The 20,000-nt window shown below is 34.6% G+C and carries 17 protein-coding genes; 14 read left to right on the top strand and 3 right to left on the bottom strand.

Annotated elements, in window-relative coordinates:
• Window positions 1-120: 120 nt before the first annotated feature.
• Window positions 121-546 carry a DoxX family protein gene (locus V1503_RS04140; protein WP_410625043.1) on the bottom strand — a complete coding sequence of 142 codons (426 nt, stop codon included), beginning with the start codon at window positions 544-546 and terminating at the stop codon, window positions 121-123.
• Between the two features lie 699 nt (window positions 547-1,245).
• Between V1503_RS04140 and V1503_RS04135 the strand changes: the two genes are divergently transcribed.
• From V1503_RS04135 to V1503_RS04110, 6 genes are all read left to right on the top strand, one after another.
• Window positions 1,246-2,271 carry a LacI family DNA-binding transcriptional regulator gene (locus tag V1503_RS04135; protein WP_410625041.1) on the top strand — a complete coding sequence of 342 codons (1,026 nt, stop codon included), beginning with the start codon at window positions 1,246-1,248 and terminating at the stop codon, window positions 2,269-2,271.
• 101 nt (window positions 2,272-2,372) lie between these two features.
• Window positions 2,373-3,584, top strand: coding sequence for a family 16 glycosylhydrolase (locus V1503_RS04130; RefSeq protein ID WP_410625039.1), 1,212 nt, complete (start codon window positions 2,373-2,375; stop codon window positions 3,582-3,584).
• Between the two features lie 252 nt (window positions 3,585-3,836).
• The gene (locus V1503_RS04125) at window positions 3,837-5,222 is read left to right on the top strand and encodes an ABC transporter substrate-binding protein (protein WP_410625037.1); all 1,386 of its coding nucleotides are present in this window, start codon (window positions 3,837-3,839) and stop codon (window positions 5,220-5,222) included.
• 100 nt (window positions 5,223-5,322) lie between these two features.
• Window positions 5,323-6,213, top strand: a complete 891-nt coding sequence (locus V1503_RS04120) for a carbohydrate ABC transporter permease (RefSeq protein WP_214482469.1) — start codon at window positions 5,323-5,325, stop codon at window positions 6,211-6,213.
• A gap of 3 nt (window positions 6,214-6,216) precedes the next feature.
• Window positions 6,217-7,035, top strand: coding sequence for a carbohydrate ABC transporter permease (locus tag V1503_RS04115; RefSeq protein WP_320258168.1), 819 nt, complete (start codon window positions 6,217-6,219; stop codon window positions 7,033-7,035).
• A gap of 642 nt (window positions 7,036-7,677) precedes the next feature.
• The gene (locus V1503_RS04110; RefSeq protein ID WP_410625035.1) at window positions 7,678-9,036 is read left to right on the top strand and encodes a GH1 family beta-glucosidase; all 1,359 of its coding nucleotides are present in this window, start codon (window positions 7,678-7,680) and stop codon (window positions 9,034-9,036) included.
• Between the two features lie 178 nt (window positions 9,037-9,214).
• On the opposite strand, the gene V1503_RS04105 is transcribed toward V1503_RS04110, so the two are convergent.
• Window positions 9,215-10,252 (bottom strand): YeiH family protein, encoded by a 1,038-nt coding sequence (locus tag V1503_RS04105; RefSeq protein WP_410625033.1) that lies wholly within the window; start codon window positions 10,250-10,252, stop codon window positions 9,215-9,217.
• Window positions 10,253-10,527: 275 nt separating this feature from the next.
• Between V1503_RS04105 and V1503_RS04100 the strand changes: the two genes are divergently transcribed.
• From V1503_RS04100 to V1503_RS04085, 4 genes are all read left to right on the top strand, one after another.
• Window positions 10,528-11,406: a LysR family transcriptional regulator gene (locus tag V1503_RS04100; protein ID WP_410625032.1), complete on the top strand. Its 879-nt coding sequence runs from the start codon at window positions 10,528-10,530 to the stop codon at window positions 11,404-11,406.
• Between the two features lie 149 nt (window positions 11,407-11,555).
• Window positions 11,556-12,128, top strand: a complete 573-nt coding sequence (locus V1503_RS04095; protein WP_410625030.1) for a PadR family transcriptional regulator — start codon at window positions 11,556-11,558, stop codon at window positions 12,126-12,128.
• Window positions 12,097-13,293, top strand: a complete 1,197-nt coding sequence (locus V1503_RS04090) for an MFS transporter (protein ID WP_410625028.1) — start codon at window positions 12,097-12,099, stop codon at window positions 13,291-13,293. Before V1503_RS04095 ends, V1503_RS04090 begins: the two co-directional genes overlap by 32 nt.
• Window positions 13,294-13,305: 12 nt before the next feature.
• Complete coding sequence (locus V1503_RS04085) at window positions 13,306-13,728, top strand: transposase family protein (RefSeq protein ID WP_214482475.1); 423 nt, start codon at window positions 13,306-13,308, stop codon at window positions 13,726-13,728.
• 380 nt (window positions 13,729-14,108) lie between these two features.
• Here the strand turns inward: V1503_RS04085 and V1503_RS04080 are convergent, their stop codons facing one another.
• Window positions 14,109-14,708: a YesL family protein gene (locus V1503_RS04080; protein ID WP_410625025.1), complete on the bottom strand. Its 600-nt coding sequence runs from the start codon at window positions 14,706-14,708 to the stop codon at window positions 14,109-14,111.
• Between the two features lie 382 nt (window positions 14,709-15,090).
• Between V1503_RS04080 and V1503_RS04075 the strand changes: the two genes are divergently transcribed.
• The 4 genes from V1503_RS04075 to V1503_RS04060 all read left to right on the top strand — a co-directional run bounded on the left by V1503_RS04075 (window position 15,091) and on the right by V1503_RS04060 (window position 19,985).
• Window positions 15,091-16,071, top strand: a complete 981-nt coding sequence (locus V1503_RS04075; protein WP_410625023.1) for an ABC transporter ATP-binding protein — start codon at window positions 15,091-15,093, stop codon at window positions 16,069-16,071.
• The gene (locus V1503_RS04070; RefSeq protein WP_410625021.1) at window positions 16,068-17,090 is read left to right on the top strand and encodes an ABC transporter ATP-binding protein; all 1,023 of its coding nucleotides are present in this window, start codon (window positions 16,068-16,070) and stop codon (window positions 17,088-17,090) included. Before V1503_RS04075 ends, V1503_RS04070 begins: the two co-directional genes overlap by 4 nt.
• A gap of 92 nt (window positions 17,091-17,182) precedes the next feature.
• Window positions 17,183-18,889: a peptide-binding protein gene (locus V1503_RS04065; protein WP_410625019.1), complete on the top strand. Its 1,707-nt coding sequence runs from the start codon at window positions 17,183-17,185 to the stop codon at window positions 18,887-18,889.
• Between the two features lie 142 nt (window positions 18,890-19,031).
• The gene (locus V1503_RS04060) at window positions 19,032-19,985 is read left to right on the top strand and encodes an ABC transporter permease (RefSeq protein ID WP_214482480.1); all 954 of its coding nucleotides are present in this window, start codon (window positions 19,032-19,034) and stop codon (window positions 19,983-19,985) included.
• Window positions 19,986-20,000 lie beyond the last annotated feature (15 nt).

The raw sequence follows: 20,000 nt of genomic DNA, 5'->3' as shown, positions 1-20,000 counted from the left end.
TACTATTATATATGTGGCTAACAGGTAGTAGGGAAATAGCCAAAAATAAAGAGACGGTATAACATAACTGTTATCCGTCTAAAATTTTAGAAAATAAACTTTGAGTTCAAATAATATTTACTACGATGGTTTATTTACTTTTGACTCTTTTAATGAACTAAACCAACCATCTAGTGACCATTGCTTACTTCCATTAATCGCTAAATATAATGCCATAGCTAGTAATGCAAGATCTAATTCATAGCCAGCCATAGTACCATTGCCCGTAAAACCAACATCGAGTTTTACTTTAAATATTGCTACAATCATAATAATGCATAGGAGACTGCCTGCAATTCTTGTTCCTAAGCCTAATATGAGTGCAGCACCTCCGATTACTTCAACTAAAGCTACAACATAAGCAAAGAAACCAGCGATACCCATACCGTCAAACCAAGTTGAAACCTGATCAATTCCTGTTTGAAACTTGTCGAGTCCATGAATAAAAAAAGTAACACCTAAAACGATCCGTAAAATGATTGCACCTAACTCATGTTTGTTTGTCACGGTAATCCTCCATTCCTAAATTTTATAGTCAAATAAGAAGAGATAAGCCTACGCTACATTATATTTTGTTGATAATTGATTATGACAGTGGGACATGCTTAAAAGTCATTTTCATCAAATAGAATAAAGCTACTGAAAAAACGATAATAGATTGTTATTCAAGTTTTGGAATAGCTACAAAGTAACAAAAAGTAAGCGAAAAAAATTCGTGAAATTTTGTTTCGTAAAGTTAAGATGAATAATAGTGGAAAAAGCCTAAATTAGTAGCGAAAAGCCTTTACAAAATAAAAAAAACTGTTAACCTTAAACTATGGAAACGCTTAATTTAATTATGAATATTATATAATTTACGAAACTATTCGGAGGTGAAGGGTAACTGGAAAAATAAATAAATGTTAAACCTGGCCTAATTTCAAATATGCTGCTTTTTCTTATTGACTGTTCTCGTATAGACTGTTGTTTTCATACGAAAAAATAAACACATATACAATTAGATTTCGTGGCATCTCTCTTCTATAAAACGATGACTGATGAGTAAAACGATATCTTTTTACTTTCCATTTCGGGAACTATAGCAACAAATTTTACGAAAAGAGCCTTCTTTATTAGACTAGACTTTTTATTAACATTTTTACGTTTTCTTCAAGATTTTATTTATGTCAGTACTACTGACAATCTTATTAGAAAAGGGAACTGGCTATGAAAGTAACTATTAAAGATATTGCAAAAATGGCGGGTGTCTCACCGGCAACAGTATCGAAAATTATTAATAATTATAAGGATGTAGGTGAAGAGACAAGACAAAAAGTGCTCGATATTATGGAACAGACGGGATATCGTCCATCTTATTCCGCTAGATCTCTTGCTATGCAAACGTCTAACATTATCGGTGTCATTTATGCAGGTAATGTTAATGCTGATTTTAATCATCCATTTTTTATTGAGGTCATGAACTCCTTTAAAAAGTCTATTGGATCATTAGGATATGATTTACTATTTTTTTCTAATGAAAAATTTAATGGCGGTAACGAAAACTATCTAGAAAGATGTCGTCACTACCAAGTAGATGGTTGCATTGTGATTAGTGGAGAAGAAATCCAATCCTCCATATTTGATTTAGTTAAAAGTGAGATACCGTGTATTGGTGTTGATTTGCAATTAGATGGCAAACGTTCTTCTTATATTATGAGCAACAATGTGAAAGTAGGAAAAAAGGTAGTAGAGCACTTTTATTTATCGGGGTACAGAGATATAGGTTTCATAGGTGGAATGAAAAATTCACCTGTCACAGCTTATCGTTTGGAAGGATTTAAGAAAAAAATGGCTGACTTTGGGTTAGTTGAAAATGAAGACTGGGTTACCTACGGAGATTATTTTGAGGAAAGTGGCTACCAATGTATGCTGAAGATATTACAAGCGAAAACAATACCTAGAGCAATGTTTGCGGCCTCTGATTTGATGGCATTTGGAGCACTAAGAGCTGTTAAAGAAAGAGGATTGCGCGTGCCAGAAGATATTGCGATTGTTGGGTGCGATGATATCGATGCATGTAAATACACTGAACCTCCATTAACATCTATTAAGCAAGACAAGAGTAAAATAGGTAAATTAGCTGCCTATATGCTAGTAGATTTAATAGAAGATCATGTCCAATCAACTAACTTAATGGTCGAACCAGAACTTGTCATTCGAAAATCTTGTGGCTCTCATTTGGCAGAACATTAATTGATGTTCTGCTTTTCCTTGGTCAGTTTCATGTGAATTCACAGTAATATAAGCTCTATTTAGCCACTTAAAAAAGCTATATGAACGAGAGAAGGACTTTTATGAAAAAAATATCATTCATTGCAATTATTATGTTTATCATTATAAGTTTCGTTTATATAAAAGATTTATTGAGCGGTGGAGGGGAGTTAAGGATCTTGGACAATGGATATGCTAAAGGCATGAATATAAATAACTTAGAGATAGCTGTTGAAGCTGGCTCTACACATGGCTCAACGAAAGTGATTGCTAATGCTGAGAAAGGTAACCATTTGGTTGTACTCATTTCACAGGACAAAGCTTTAGAACGAAGTGAAGGGGATTTCGTTCCGACCGGGAAAATGGCCATCAATCCATATCAATCGGGTGACGATATTTCAGGTGTGGATGCCAGCATTAATAAATACATAGCTGTATATGAAGCAAATAACAGGAATCAAGTTGTGAAAGCCGCATTAGTTCAGCTAAATAAGCACCAAATCACTCCTGAAAAGTGGGATTTAGTATGGGCTGATGAGTTTGATGGGGAAGACATAGATATCAGTAAATGGAACTATATTGAAGCTGGAAATGGCTTTGGTAATAACGAACTTCAGTTTTATACTTCAAGACAAAAAAATGCACGTTTGGATGGGAAGGGCAGCTTAATTATTGAAGCACATATGGAAAACTATGAACAAAGGGAGTATACTTCCGCCAAATTAACAACCGAAGGTAAAGGTGAGTGGACATATGGCAAATTTGAAATTCGTGCTAAATTGCCAGAAGGACAAGGGATTTGGCCTGCCATTTGGATGATGCCAAGCGATTATGAAATGTATGGGAAATGGCCTTCATCCGGAGAAATTGATATTATGGAGCTTTTGGGCCATAAACCAGGAACTGTGCACGGAACAATCCATTACGGTGTACCTTGGACGCATACAGGAGGCTTTTTTACATTGCCAAATGAGGAGAAATTTTCAGATGATTTCCATGTTTTCTCCATTGTATGGGAACCAGGTGAAATACGTTGGTATGTTGATGGCATTTTATACTTAAAACAACAAAAGTGGTTTTCAAAACTATCAGATGCAAATGACAAATTTAACTATCCGGCACCGTTTAATCGTGATTTTTATATACAGCTTAATTTAGCTGTTGGTGGGAATTGGCCAGGTAGTCCAGATGAAACAACTTTGTTTCCTCAACAATTCCTAATTGATTACGTACGAGTGTATCAATTGGATGGAGAGTATAGACAAGTTGATGAAAGTTTACAAAGTGGTTACTGAGTTTAATTAAACTGTTGAGCCTACAAATGTACTTTTGGAGATCTCTAAACCGTTTTCGACTTTTTTCTTTATTTTAATATATAAATAGAGTTCTTTTTTAGATAGTAGGTCATTTTACTATAATTTTTTTAAAAAAATCACTTTACAAGTAGGCATTTTTGAGTAATAATGAAATTGTAACGAAACCGCTTTCAGTGATGAAAGCAGAAAACATAGTATTTTATACACAAATTATATTTGAGGGGGAGAAACATGAGTAAGAAAGTGTTTTCGAAATTTGCAATGTTTACATTAGCTATTGCACTTATTTTTAGTGTTGCTGCTTGTTCTGGTAATGATGGCGCTTCAAATGGCTCTAGTGAAGGTACAAGTAATGAAACAGCTTCTAATGATAGCAACCAAGAAGAGCAAAAAGATAAAGTTACATTAAAAATGTTAGGTTGGACAAATAAAGCGGTAAATGATTATATTACAGAACTTAACGAAGCATTCATGGAGGAATACCCTGAGGTAGAGGTTGAATACACAGTCACTGCATCAGACGACGTGTATAAGCAATTAATGCAATCTAGATTAGCTGCTGAAGATGTTGACCTATTCCCTAACTTATCTGGTTTTATCTTATCACCACAAGAGTGGTCGCCGGGAGCTGAAAAGCCAAACTGGCAACAATGGATTGAAGCTGGACAAATCGCTGATTTAACTGGTGAATCTTTCTTAGATAACTATAACGCTTCTGACATCGAAAATGGTGGAATGTTTGACGGTAAAGTGTATGGTGTGCCAGTTGGTACAACTGCATTTACAGGCTTATACTATAACAAAGACATTTTTGCAGATCATGGTTTAGAAGTTCCGACAACTTGGGATGAGTTCATAAACGTGTTAGACACATTACAAGATAATAAAGTTACTCCACTTGCTTTTGCAGGTAAAGATACGTGGCCATTAGCAATCACTGTTCAAGGCTTACAAGCTTCAATTTTAGGTGATCAACTAGAGTTTATCAGAGGCTTATGGACTGGTGAAAGCAAATTTACTGATGAAAAACCTCTAGAAGTATTAACAAAAGCTCAACAAATGATGGGATACGCAATCAATGGATTTATGGGAATTGATTATGCAACATTACCTTCATTATTTACATCAGGTCAAGTAGCAATGATGGGTGATGGTGCATGGAAAGCACCAGAATTAACAAAAGACTTTCCTGATTTGAATTTTGGATACTTCCCAATCCCTGGTAGTGACAACGCTGAGGATAATAAAAGCTTAGCTGGTAAGTATGATATGACATATTTAGTAGCAGAAAATGCTCCAAATAAAGAATATGCAATTAAATGGTTAGAGTTCTTCTCTCAACCAGAAAATTACACAGAGTTTGTTAATGCATCAGGAATGCTGCCAGTTCAACCAAATGTAGTAGCTGACAGTGAATTCGTAAATGAGATCTCTCCATATTTACAAGAGTTCAAGCTTGGTTATGAGCAATTATTCATCAATAGACCAAACGCTGGTGAGCACATTGCGAATGCAGGTGTTCATGCTGAATATATTGCACCAGGTGGACCGATCGAAACAGCTCAAGAATTAGCGGAAATTCAACAACAAGAATGGGAAGACGCTGAAGGCAACTAAGCCTTTCTATTAAAAATATTACTGCTAATTAAGGGCCTGAAATCAGGCCCTTAATTTATCCCAAAAACTACTAGCTTTTGAAGCTCGTGAGGTGAGACTTATGTATCCTTTTGGAAAAGGGAGATCTAGACTGTATCCATATCTCTTTTTGTTACTCCCTTTAAGTTTATATGTTGCATTTTTATTTGGTCCCTCAGTTTTCACAGTAATCTTTTCATTTACTGATGTTACTAGTGTACCTGGGCAGGGGTTTTCTTTTGTAGGTTTAGATAATTATAAAGAAATATTTTTCTCTTCGAATACCCCAGAAAGATATGCAGCAATTCAGAGAACTATATATTTCGCAATTGTTGTAACAGTTATTCAAAACTCTGTTGGTTTACTTATGGCCTTAGTATTAAATCAAAAATTAAAAGGTGATAAGTTTTTTAGATCAGTATTTTTTATTCCTGTATTGTTAGGGGTAACAGTTGTTGGTCTAATTTGGCAGCTAATGTTTAACCCTATTAATGGACCTGTTCAAAAAATATACGGTTTATTTGGTTATTCGGACACATTCTTTGGAAATTTTGAACATGCTTTTGAGTATATTATGTTTGTACAAATATGGATGTATATGGGTTATTCAATGCTCATTTTCCTTGCTGGTTTACAGACTGTACCAAAAGATTTATACGAAGCAGCCTACATTGATGGTGCAAATAGTTGGCAGTCATTTAAAAATATTACTTTCCCGATGATTGCTCCTGCTTTTACAGTAAATATTTTGCTATCAATTATTGGAGCACTTCAAACTTATGACATCATTATCGTCTTAACACGAGGGAACTTTAATACGAGTACGATAGGATTCGATGTTTACAGCGAAACATTTAGAAGTAATACGATTGATTTAGGATTACCAGCAGCTTTATCGATGATCCAATTTTTAATCGTTCTCATTTTTGTCGTTGTGTCACAGCATTATTTACGAAAGAGAGAGGTGGGATAAGACATGAAAACATCCAAATCAATAAAATTTTTAAGCTATTTCTCCGTGTTTATCATGCTAGTACTATATCTTGTGCCACTTCTCTTAGTTGTAAATACAGCTTTTAAGACAAATGCAGAGTTTATTATTAGTCCAAACTCAATTGCAGAAAACTTTAATTTTAAAAACTTTTTAGATGCATGGGAACAAGGAGCTTTCTCGACATACGTATGGAATACCTTACTGTATACTGGTGTCTCAACTGTTATCGTTATCATCTTTTCGATATTTGCTGCATTCCCAATTGCTAGAGGTTATGTAAAATGGAGTGGATTGCTTTATATCTTTTTTACAATGTCGATGTTTCTACCAAACCCAATTGTTCCTCAATTTAGAATGATGGTTGAGACAGGGCTATATAATACTCAACTTGGTTACATCTTAATTCGTTCAACAGGATTTGGTGTCGTTTTCATTCTGTTTGTTGGTTATATTAAATCGATTAGTAAGGAATTAGATGAAGCAGCAAGTATTGATGGCTGTGGCTACGGTCGATATATGTTCTCCGTCATCATGCCATTAATGAAGCCGATTATTGCTACAGGAATCGTATTAACTGCCATTGGAACATGGAATGATTTGCTAGGACCAATCCTCTACTTATCAGATAGTAAACTTTGGTCGATTTCAGCAGGTTTATTAAATTTCCAAGGACAATATGGTAATAACTGGCCATTGCTATCATGTGGTATTTTAATTGTGGCAGCCCCACTATTAATCTTATATATCTTCCTTCAAAAATATATTATTGAAGGTACGATGTCTGGAGCTGTAAAATCATAACGTGAGGTAGGAGCGCATCCTACCTTTTTGTTTAGTAAAGGCTATATTCCTATTGATTTGTAGTTTTTCATATTAGAATTCAAATTTGGTAACAATAGCTAGAAAGTTAAAGTAAAGAGCCTTAATAAAAGCAGTTTTTAATATCGTTTGTCATCCTACGTAAATGAAAATAATGATTGTGTTGTCCGCGCTAGTTCTTCGACTTAAGTGAGCAACGATACTCTAGCCTTCCAATAGTGTTACAACTCTAATTAACACATAACCATAATAGGTAAGTTTGTTTTGATAAGGGGATAATTATTGTTACGCATCTATTTTAGGATGTTACGAAAAAAATTCGTGAATTTAGTCATGTTAAAAAAGCTGAAATATCAGTATTTTTTTGTGAAAAATGCCTTTACATTATTATAAAAACCGTCGATAATTATACTATAAACCGAAAGCGGTTTCGTTACCTTGGTAAAGGGTTAAGATAATTGTAACGGATACTGTAATTATAATAAATTATGTTGAGACTCTTTTTCGAATACTGAAAACTGCATAAGATGGTGAATAGACAATAAGATGACCTTTTGATAAACATTAAAGATTTGTATTTCTATGTCAACAATAGGTCGTTTAATGAAAGAGGAGATGAATATTATGTTAGCACAAAAATCATTCCCTAAAGGCTTTGTGTGGGGTACGGCTACTTCTTCATATCAAATTGAGGGAGCCATTGAAAAAGACGGACGTTCAGAATCGATTTGGGATACCTTTTGTAGAGTACCTGGCAAAGTTGTAAATGGAGATAACGGTGATATCGCATGTGATCATTACCATAAAATTGAAGAAGATGTAAAATTACTCGCAGATTTAGGCATCAAACATTACCGATTTTCAGTTGCATGGCCTAGAATATTCCCGCAAAAATCGGTTGTAAATCAAGCTGGTTTAGATTTTTATAAACGCTTATTAGCAGAGTTGAAAAAATACGATATTAAACCTGCATTAACTATTTACCATTGGGATTTGCCTCAATGGATTCAAGATGAGGGTGGCTGGGTTAATAGAAACATAGTTGATTATTATATGGAGTATGCTACTACTCTATTCAATGAGTTTGGTAATGAAGTACCAATGTGGTTCACGCATAATGAACCTTGGTGTGCAGCATTTTTAGGATATGGTGAAGGTGTCCATGCACCTGGACATCAAAATTGGAGAGAAGCGATTATTGCTTCGCACCATATCTTTTTATCACATGGCTTAGCAGTACAGAAATATAAAGAAATGAACCTACCTGGCGAAATAGGGATTGTACTAAATCTTCAGCCTGCTTACCCTGCAACTAATTCTGAAGAGGATATTGCAGCAACAAAAAGACAAGACGGCTATAGTAATCGCTGGTTCTTGGATCCAATTTTTTATGGTAAGTACCCTACTGATATGCTTGAATGGTTTAAAAATGAAGTTGGTGAATATGACTTTATTAAAGAAAATGACTTAGCTACAATAAATAACCCAGGTGACTTTCTTGCGGTCAATTTTTATAGTCGATCAGTTGTTACAGCTGGAGAAGAAAACCAACTATTAAAGCTAAATCACATCCCACAAGAGGGTGAGCATACAGATATGGGATGGGAAGTACACCCTGAATCATTATATGTATTACTTAAACGTCTGCAATCTGAATATACTGAGCTACCAATCTACATCGCTGAAAATGGTGCTGCAATGAAAGATGAGTTAGTGGCAGGAGTAGTTGATGATAAAGACCGTATTGCCTATGTTCAATCACATCTTGAAGCATGCCACCGCTTCATTGAAGAAGGTGGGAATTTAAAGGGATACTATTTATGGTCATTTATGGACAATTTTGAGTGGGCATTTGGTTATGAAAAACGCTTTGGTATGGTATATGTTGATTATAAAACACAACAGCGTATTCCGAAGGAAAGTGCTAAATGGTTTACAAATGTTATGAAAGAAAATGCCATCGTACAACCAGTATTAAAATAACTTAACGTCATATTAATGATAAAAAGCAGGAACGTATTGGATTTAACAATATGTTTCTGCTTTTTTAGTTGGCTATATTTTTTAAAAAGTCATTTCCATTCAAACCAAGTGGGTAAAAGGTGCTTCTTTGATAGACATTTCAGGAGTATTTAGTTAATTTTATAATATTCCTGCTCACTTACATAGTTGATATTGTGACAAAGACATACGCGATCGCAACCATAAAAATAGTCCCAATCAAACCTGCAATAAAAGCTTTAATCCCATACAAGCGGAATGACTGTGTATCAATCATAAGACCGAGGGCAGCCATTGCTGTTCCTATAAGAATATACGCAATCATTACTAGAAAATCACTTATATGAACAGGAATACTAATAAACGTATTTAACATACTCATAGATAAAAAGCCTATGATAAACCAAGGAAATGGTAGCTTGTTTCCTGCCGAATTATTATTATTCATACGATACATGTGACCTATGATAATTGCAATAGGAACCAATAACAGTACACGAGTAAGCTTAATGATGACCGCGATATCCGTGGCGGATTTACCACGAACATCTGCGGCAGCAACTACATGTGCTAACTCATGAAGTGATAAACCGGACAATATTCCATATTGAATATCTGATAAAGGCAACTTAGCTGAAAAAAGTACAAATATAAGTGTAAATAAAGTTCCTAATAATGCAATTATAGCAATACTAATGGTAATTTGGTCATTTTTTGCTCTCATCTGTGGAGCAATTGCAACAATTGCGGCTGCCCCGCAAATCCCAGTCCCACATGCAGTTAATAATCCAATGTTGTTATTTACATTCATTCTTTTACTAAGTATTACTATTACAATAATCGTTATAATAACAATGATTATTATGCCACTTAGAACGTTTGCCCCAATCTCAATAATTGATTTTATGTTAAGACGAATTCCAAGAATAATAATACCTAAGCGAAGTAGTTTTTTGCTAGAAAATTCAATTCCAGCTGAATAATCTTGTTCAACGCCTAAAACTAAGCGCCACATGATCCCTAAAATTAGTGCTATGACTAATGCACCAACCATTTCTAAATATGGTAGAGTCGATAGGAATTTAGCAACGGTTGCAAGTAAAAATGTTAAAAATACTCCAATAATAAATGCTCGATTATTTTCCTTTATACGCGATTTTCTGTGAATTTGTGGCTGATTTTCTTGCAGTAATGTCAAAATGACCACCTCATTTCTTAACCCCATCTTACGTTGATAATAAGAAAAGGGGAAATGAGATATTATTATGATAATCATAGGAAATTCTAATAACAGCCTAGTCTTCTTCTACAAGTGTGTACATCGATTTAACTTCATATGATAAAAGCTGAAGTTACATAATTTATTTTAACTGCTTATTTTTACAAAATCTTGTATAGTTGTAATAAGTTAAACGCTGTTACAATTTTCTAGCATGTTAAGTTAGCAGTTCAAAAGGAAAGTGAGGGTAAGAGATGAATATTGATGCGTTAAAAATTTTTATTACAGTAGCAAAGTACAAAAACTTTTCTCGAGCTGCTGAACATTTAAACTTTTCACAACCGACTATTAGTTTACATATACGCAATTTAGAAGAAGAATTTAACGAACAGCTTCTTTATCGTTCTCCAAAATATGTTGAATTAACAAAGGCTGGTAAAGTGTTGTATAGAAACGCAAACAAAATTTTAACATTGTATAGCAATACGAAAGATGAAATTAACCATTTAAGTAATATTGTAAGTGGGAGCATAAAGATTGGAGCAAGTTATACAATTGGTGAATATTTATTACCAAAGTATTTAGCGCAGTTTACATCTGCGCACCCAGAGGTTGATATTGAAGTTGTGATTAAAAATACAGAAGAAATAACAGAATTAATAAGACAAGCTCGTTTGGATATTGGACTGATAGAAGGTAAGATCGAAAACAATGATCTTGTTGTAAAGCCCTTTTTAGAGGATGAAATGGTTCTTGTTACATCTCCTTCATCACCAATCGCTTCAAAAGATAATATTTTACCAGCTCAGCTTAATAATCAAACTTGGATATTGCGAGAGATTGGCTCTGGAACTCGAGCATATAGTGATTATTTAATCAAGGAATGGAATTTATCTATTATGCGCTCTTACATATTTAATTCAAGTCAAGGGATTAAGGAAGCGGTTCTGAATAATCTTGGCATTGCCATTCTGTCACATATTATAGTGGAAAAAGAATTAGAACGTGGTGAACTCGTAGCGATTTCAATAAATAAAGCACATTTCACAAGAACGCTATCATTTATTCATCAAACCAATCATTCATTTTCTATGGCTGAACAAGTTTTTGTGAATGAAATGCTAGAAAAATAAGAGTATGATCATTGTTCTTATAAAAGATATATCGGATTATCTAGTAGAAATGATGATATACCTTTATTTTTGTATACCGTGTATTTATAATGTTTAACAAATACTAAACATTTAGTATTAAATGTTTAGTTAGATGAAGGAGTGATTAAATGACACGAACAATGGTACTTGGGCTTCTTAAATCTAATGGACCAATGTCAGGTTACGAAATTCAACGAATGATGGAATCATCGAATACAGAAATGTGGGCAAACGTGAAACCTGCTTCCATTTACCATGCATTGAAAAAACTACAAAAAGAAGCAAAGGTTGAATTAGAGACAGTTGAACAAACAGGCTTAAGAACGAAGTCTATTTTTAGAATTACAACGAAAGGAGAAGCTGAATTAAATCGTTTACTCATTGAGTCATTGGCAACATCTTCGGTAGTATTTCCGACAGCTTTATATACATCGTTAACGTTTATAGACAATATATCAAATGATGAAATATTATTATCATTAGAAAAACAGAAAAACGAAGTCATTTATATTTATGAAACGATGAAGTCAGGCTATGCAGAGAAAGAAAAAATGTTTGGGTCTGTACCACATCAAGTGAAAATAATATTTGACAATATGTATAGCCAATGTGAATTGCAACTGAAATGTATTAATGACATGATCGAGTTTGCGAGGGGAGGAGAAAAGAGTGATAAAGAACAAGCAAAAAACATCAAATAAAACAGTGCTATTCATCGTGTCAATTGCGATATTTACAGATATGTTAATGTATGGTTTAGTTGTACCATTTCTGCCGATTTATGCTACTGATCTAGGAGCATCTCAATCCTTCGTAGGTATATTGTTTGCTAGTTATGCTATTGCTTTATTTATAGCTACCCCAATTTCTGGAGCCTTGGCAGATCGAATTGGAAGGAAAATAATGATTACGATAGGGCTACTAGGCTTAGGGGTAACTACAATAGTATTTGCTATGTCTACATCATTGTGGCTCCTTGTTATTGCACGTGCTTTGCAAGGAGTTGCAGCCTCAATTCCTTGGTCTGCAGGGCTTGCGTTTGTTGCGGATGTTTTCCCAAGTGAAGAACGGGGGAAAGCGATGGGAATAGCCATATCAGGCCAATCAGCTGGTGTATTATTTGGCCCTCTATTTGGAGGCTGGCTTTTTGAATTAGGTGGATATAAGTTGCCTTTTTTTGTGGCAGGTGGGATTAGCTTTTTGACTGCACTTCTTAGATTTTTTTGTCTTCGGAGTATAACAGAGACAAAATCTGAGCGGTTCGTCTCATCTTTTGGCATACTTCGTCAAAGACAAATTCTTATCATCGCAGGAATCGCAGCAATAGGTGCAGCAGTTTTTGCGAGTATTGAGCCAACTTTACCGATACACATAACAAATAACTTACATGCCTCGCCAGGAATGATTGGATTACTCTTCGTTATCCCACCACTAGCTTATGGAATTATAGCACCTATTATTGGGATTGTGTCTACTAAAATAGGACATGTGAAATCGGTCATGTTAGGTATTGTACTAGTTGCAGTTGTATTACCGTTAAATGCTCTGCCTCAATCCATCGGGTATCAAGCTGTCACACTTGCCTTGTTAGGTGTTAGCCTTGGAATCGTACTCACACCAGCTCTTCCTAAATTGGCTGATATATCAGAACAAGCCGGTGTTACTTCACAAGGTATCATATTCGCAGTCTTCAATACTGCATATTCGTTTGGTATGATTGTTGGTCCATTAATAGCAAGCTTATTGACTGCATCTTTTGGACTTACGATCGCCTATGCAATGTTAAGTATTCTCTTCATTATATACTTAATTCCTTTATACAAACTTTCAAATACTCATTCTAAAGAGGTTAATACACATGAATAAGAGGGAGAACGGATGAGTTATTCAAAGGTATTAAGCGAGTTTAATATAATAGAAGGTCACGAAAATGAACATCATATTATTATTCAGGTAACCAAAAAGAACCTTCCTTCACATTGTCCGTATTGTCTGTCCTTGGCTAACTTATATAAATATGGAACTAGAAAACAAATGATTGTCGATATCCCTATTCGTTCAAAACAAGTAATTTTAGAGATTAACAGGAAAAGATATAAGTGTAAAGAATGCTTTACAAGCTTTTGGGAACCTTTAGAAAGTGTTGATCAAAAAAGACTGATGACGACAAGGCTTGTGAGATTTATAGAATGGGAGACTATGAAGAATAAATTTATAGACGTCGCTAGAGCAATAGGGGTGAATGAGAAAACGGTGAGGAACGTCCATAAAGATTATGTCAAAAACAAAGAGACTCATTAGCAAAAAGGATGAAAGGTGATCCCGGAGATTATATAGTATCTGTCAAAGCCAATTATTATTTTAAGAAGGCTTTTTTTTTATGAGACTACTATATACATCAAAAATAATATTATGAAATTGACCTCAATATAAATGAACGCTTTGTTTATACATATTTTTTTCGTAGTACAATGCGAAAACAAAACAGCTAATAAATAGGTTATAAATACTTCTTCCACCGTGAACATAACTACGAGGTTTAAGAATAAATAGAGCCATTAATAATGCTTTACAGCGCTTGAAATGCTAATGGAAAGGTATAACTACTTAATTATCGTAGATTATACCTTCTTAGTTTAATAGCAAGTATTGATATAGGTAACTAACTTAAATGTACTAAGTTAGTTACCTTCTATAACATCTGAAAAATTTCTATAAGCAATCCAGGTGATCAAGTAGCTTAATAAACTACCGCTGAAAAAAATGATGAACCCTGGAAAGGCACTTGAAATGAAGTATATGCCAATTACTCCAAGTGCCATCATAATCGTTCTAATCGGATGTAGGATGCCTATAGAAAATGCACGTTGAATATATTGGAATATATTTAATTCATAATGAGCATATATTGGAAATAGATTTAGAATCGTAATGATAAACAATGCAGTAAGTAACAATGTACTTCCAAGTAAGATTATACCTAAAGCACTATTAAGCGACTTCACGTATACAAAATCTACGTATAACCCAAATCCTAAGATAATTAGTAAAAAACCTAACATATTTGCCTTCAAGAAATCACTTCGAAAATAACTCCAAAAAGTCTTGAAAATAGGGATGTCTATATCGCCTTGAATCCACTTTCTGGAAATAGAGAACATCGCGGTTGTCGCAGGGAATACACCCAAAAAAACTAAACCAACTAATGAAAATAAAATCCAATAAAGATTAAGTAGTAAGAACCGTGTAATCCACTCGGTTATCGTATAGATCCTGTCCATGTATGTAACCCTCTTTCTTCAAGGCTGTTTTCGCTTTGATGGTTGTTAAAATACGTATACTACTTTTCTTCCACAAAGTGATGAGAAAAAGCAATCACCAAATAATCGAGAAGAGCCTTCTTTAAAAATCAGTCTAAATCCAATAATTTTTGTACATATTCTTTAGTATAGAATTTCAACCTTTAATCAGTCAATAAACAGAAATTTCAGCATAAAAAAAGAGTTCTCTTACGATAGTCAATAATTAATTGAGAATTCTCTTATAGTAATAAAATAAAGAAAATACTTGTAATAGAGACGTAATTGTAATAACAAATAAAAACTCAGAATAGTATAAAAGTAGCAATTGTAGTTACCTAGAGTAGGAAGGTGAAACTATTAAATGTCAACGTTATTGGAAGTGAAAAATTTAAAGACATACTTCTTTCGTAAAAAGAAAGCTATTCCAGCAGTTGATGGGGTTGATATAAAAATTAATAAAGGAGAAACAGTAGCCTTAGTTGGCGAATCTGGTTCAGGTAAGAGTATAACATCGCTATCGATTATGAGATTAGTTCCGAGTCCTGGAGGAAAAATAGTGGATGGTCAAATTCTTTATGACGGAAAAGATCTGGTGGAAATACCAGAAAAAGAGATGTTGAAAGTGCGAGGGAATGACATTTCAATGATTTTCCAAGAGCCGATGACATCATTAAATCCTGTGTTGAAAATTGGTGAACAAATAACGGAAGTTTTAATCTACCATCAAAAAATGTCAAAGGCTGAAGCAAGAATTAAGGCAATCGAATTATTAGATATGGTTGGTTTTTCTCGAGCAGCTGAAATCATAGATGAATACCCTCATAGATTATCAGGAGGGATGAGACAAAGAGTAATGATTGCAATGGCTATGAGCTGTAATCCTAAGTTATTAATAGCGGACGAACCTACAACTGCATTAGATGTTACTATTCAAGCGCAAATATTAGATTTAATGAGAAATTTAAGCAAAAAATTTAACACTTCAATTCTATTAATTACACATGATTTAGGTGTTGTTTCAGATATAGCAGATAGAGTTGTAGTGATGTATTGCGGCCAAGTTGTTGAGGAAGCAAATGTAGACGAATTATTTGATAATCCACTTCACCCATATACTGAAGGTCTAATTAATTCTGTACCTTCCATAGATGGGGAAATAACACGCTTACAATCAATTGAAGGGACTGTTCCCTCCCCAGAGCACTTACCGAAAGGCTGTCGTTTTGCACCACGTTGTTCAAAGGCATTTGACCAATGCTTTAACGAGATACCCTTATTAACGAAAAAAGGTTCCAGATCTGTACGCTGTTTTTTACATGAAGAAGAGGAGGAAGGAGTATGAGTGTAACATCAGTTGAAAAAAGCGAAGCGGTTCAAAACGAACAAACATCACCAATACTTCAGTTACACAACTTAAAAAAACACTTTCCTATAAAGAGTGGCATTTTACAAAGAACAGCAGGTCACTTAAAAGCAGTTGATGGGATAAGTTTTTCCATTAACAAGGGAGAAACAATAGGCATAGTAGGCGAATCTGGTTGTGGAAAGTCTACAATTGGTCGTACAGTAATTAGACTGTATGAACCTACAGATGGAAAAATCATATTTAAAGGTCAAGATATTTCACATATGCGTGAAAATGAATTAAGGCAAAGTGTTCGGAAAGATATCCAAATGATTTTCCAAGACCCATATGCTTCATTAAATCCAAGAAAAACACTTCGTTCAATATTAAGAGAACCTTTGAAAATCCACAACTTGTATAGTGGAAAAGAACGTGATGAATATATTGGTCAATTATTAGAAAAGGTGGGTTTAAATTCTTCCTATATAAATCGTTATCCGCATGAATTTTCAGGTGGACAGCGTCAACGTATTGGGATTGCTAGAGCCATTGCATTACATCCAGATTTAATAATCGCTGATGAAGCTGTTTCGGCATTAGATGTATCTGTACAAGCCCAAATCATCAACTTATTAGAGGATTTGCAAGAAGAATTTGGCTTAACTTATATCTTTATTTCACATGATCTAAGTGTTGTTAGACATATAAGCGATAGAGTTGGAGTAATGTACTTAGGGAACTTAATGGAGCTAGCACCCAAAAACAACTTATATTCAGAACCACTTCATCCATATACACAAGCCTTACTATCTGCTGTACCCGTAACAAAGAATAAGGGAACTGTTCCAAAGGAAAGAATCGTTCTACAAGGGGATTTGCCAAGCCCGGCTAATCCACCGGCAGGTTGTGTATTTCATACGAGGTGTCCTGCAGCAAAAGATGAATGCAGCAAGATTGTACCTCAAATAAATGAAGTGAAAAAAGATCATTTAGTTGCATGCCACTTATATAAATAAGTTTAGGGACACAAATTCTTAGAAGGGGGGAGATAAGATTTAATAAATAATTCAAGTAATGACTTTAATTAATCTTAGGGGGGAGTAAAAACGTGAAATTGAGTAAATCAAATTGGCTTTTATTAAGTCTAATGTTAGTATTTGCACTATTTTTAGCAGCGTGTGGAAATGAAGCAGATGAGCCATCTACTGCGCAAAAAGATCCAGTAACAACAAGTGATGGTGAAGGCGAAGAGGAAGAGGAAGTAGAAGAAACTGAAGAACCAGCAACAACTAATGAACCACAATCTGGTGGGACGTTAATTATGGGATCTATAGGCGGTCCAACTTTATTTAATTCCATCTACTCTCAAGACGCTTCAAGTGGAGATATTCAAAATCTTATTTTCTCTTCACCAGTTATTGCTAACCCTAACCTTGAAGTGGAATATGATTTAGCAACAGATATTCAAAGCTCTGAAGATGGCTTAACAGTTACTGTAACACTTAGAGATGATGTAAAGTTTCATGATGGTGAGCCACTTACCGCAGATGACTTAGTATTCACATACAGTATTCCTATAAGTGATGAATATATTGGTCCACGAGGTGGAGATTTTGAATCAATAGAAAGCATTACAAAAATCGATGAATATACTGTTGAATTTAAACTAAATGAAGTAAATGTAGGGTTTATTCCAACAACATTAAACTACCAGGTTTTACCTGAACATATATTAAAAGATGTACCGATTGCAGAATTAGGCTCACATGAGTTCAATACGAAAAATCCCATTGGTTCAGGACCTTTTATTTTTGATGAGTGGAGAGACGGAGAGTACGTGAAAGTTGTGCGGAACGATGATTACTTTTTAGGTGCGCCTTATCTTGAAGAGATCATTTACAAAATTGTTCCTGATCAAAATGCGTTACTAGCACAACTTCAAGCGGGAGATGTGGACTATTACCCTTCTGTTCCAGAAAGTGAAATTGACACGGTAAAGGGATGGGCTGATAGTGCTGGCGTTGTCATTGAAGATGGTCTTGGATTACAGTATAACTTTATTGCTTATAACCAACAAAATGAGATGTTTCAAGACAAAAGAGTTCGTCAAGCACTTACGCATGCTGTAGACCGTGAAGGTATTATTGCAGCAGTGTTGAATGGTGGAGGACAAATAGCACACGTACCAGAAAGCCCATTATCATGGGCATATAGTGATGATGTTCCAGTATTTGAGTATGACCCTGAACAAGCGAAGCAATTATTAGCAGAAGCTGGATGGGAGGATACTGATGGTGATGGATTCTTAGATAAAGATGGTAAAAAGTTTGCATTTGAAGTTAAAACGAACCAAGGTAATAAAATTAGAGAAGATATAACAGTTATTCTAAAACAACAATTAGAAGAAATTGGTATTGAAGTAACACCAAATATTATGGAATTCAGTGCTTTTGTTACATCCATTACCGCTCCTAACTGGGATTATGATGCGCTAATATTAGGTTGGCTTCTAAACACATTCCCAGATCTAAATGAAATTTACCACTCAAGTCAAAGAGAACAAGGGATGAACTTTGTTTGGTATTCAAACCCTGAATTGGATATTTTATTAGAAGAAGCAAAATCACTAACTGATAGAGATGAATATAAGGATGCATATGCTGAAATTTACAAAATTGTTGCGGAAGACCAACCTTACACATTCTTGTATTATCCTACAAGATATCAAGCCATTCCTTCAAACTTACAAGATTATACCTTCCACTCAAGGCTTGATGTATATCATCCATATAAATGGTGGTTAAAACAGGAATAAATAATTATTTCGATTAAAAGAGGGGTGGGCTTCCCTCCCCTTTATTATTATTGAAGGCAAAGTATTATACAAATTGTAAAATTTAATAATACTTTAATGATAGATATAGCGATTATGTATGAAAAGGAGAGGGAGGTGCAACTTGTTAGCATATATCGTCCGTAGACTCTTCATGACTATTCCCTTGTTGTTAGGTATAACAATTATTTCTTTTGTCATTATCCAAATGGCTCCTGGAGACCCTACTGCCTTGTTAATAGACCCAAGTATTAGCCCAGCTGATAAAGCAAAAATGATAGAAAATTACGGTTTGAACGACCCTATTCATGTCCAATATTTAAAGTGGGTTGGAAATATGTTACAAGGAGACTTCGGAACATCTTTACTAAAAAAAGGAACTCCAGTATCTGAAATGATCATGAACAGACTACCTAATACTCTATTGTTAATGCTTGTAGCTACAGTGTTAGCGTTTTTAATATCAATCCCATTAGGTGTTTACTCAGCTACGAGGCCTTATTCAAAATTAGATTATGGAATTACAGTAACTTCTTTTTTAGGACTTGCTACTCCAAATTTCTGGTTAGGACTTATTTTGATTATGTTTTTTTCGGTAAAACTTGGCTGGTTTCCTACCGGTGGTGTTGCGAATCTCACAGGTCCGTCAGGTTTATGGGACCGCATTCATCATTTAATATTACCTGCATTCGTGTTAGCTTCAGCAGATATGGCTAGTTTAACAAGGTATACACGTTCAAGTATGATTGATGTAACGAAACAAGACTATATGAGAACTGCACGGGCAAAAGGGTTAAAGAGAGGTACGGTTATATATAAACACGGTTTACGGAACGGCTTAACACCAGTTATTACTATTTTTGGAGTTATGCTGCCGACATTTATCGGTGGATCAGTTATAGTTGAACAAGTATTTGCTTGGCCTGGTCTTGGTCGTTTATTTTTTGAATCAGCATTTAAAAGAGACTATCCAGTTATTATGGCATTAACTGTTTTATCTGCCGTTTTAGTTATTATTGGTAATATGATAGCAGACATATTATATGCGGTCTTTGATCCACGGATTGAGTATAAATAGGGGGGATTATCGTGT

The organism is Nanhaiella sioensis (assembly GCF_046557775.1).
GTDB classification, from domain to species: Bacteria; Bacillota; Bacilli; order Bacillales; family SM2101; genus Nanhaiella; species Nanhaiella sioensis.
Note: the sequence above shows the minus strand (reverse complement) of the source record. Positions and strands in the feature narration are given on the sequence as shown.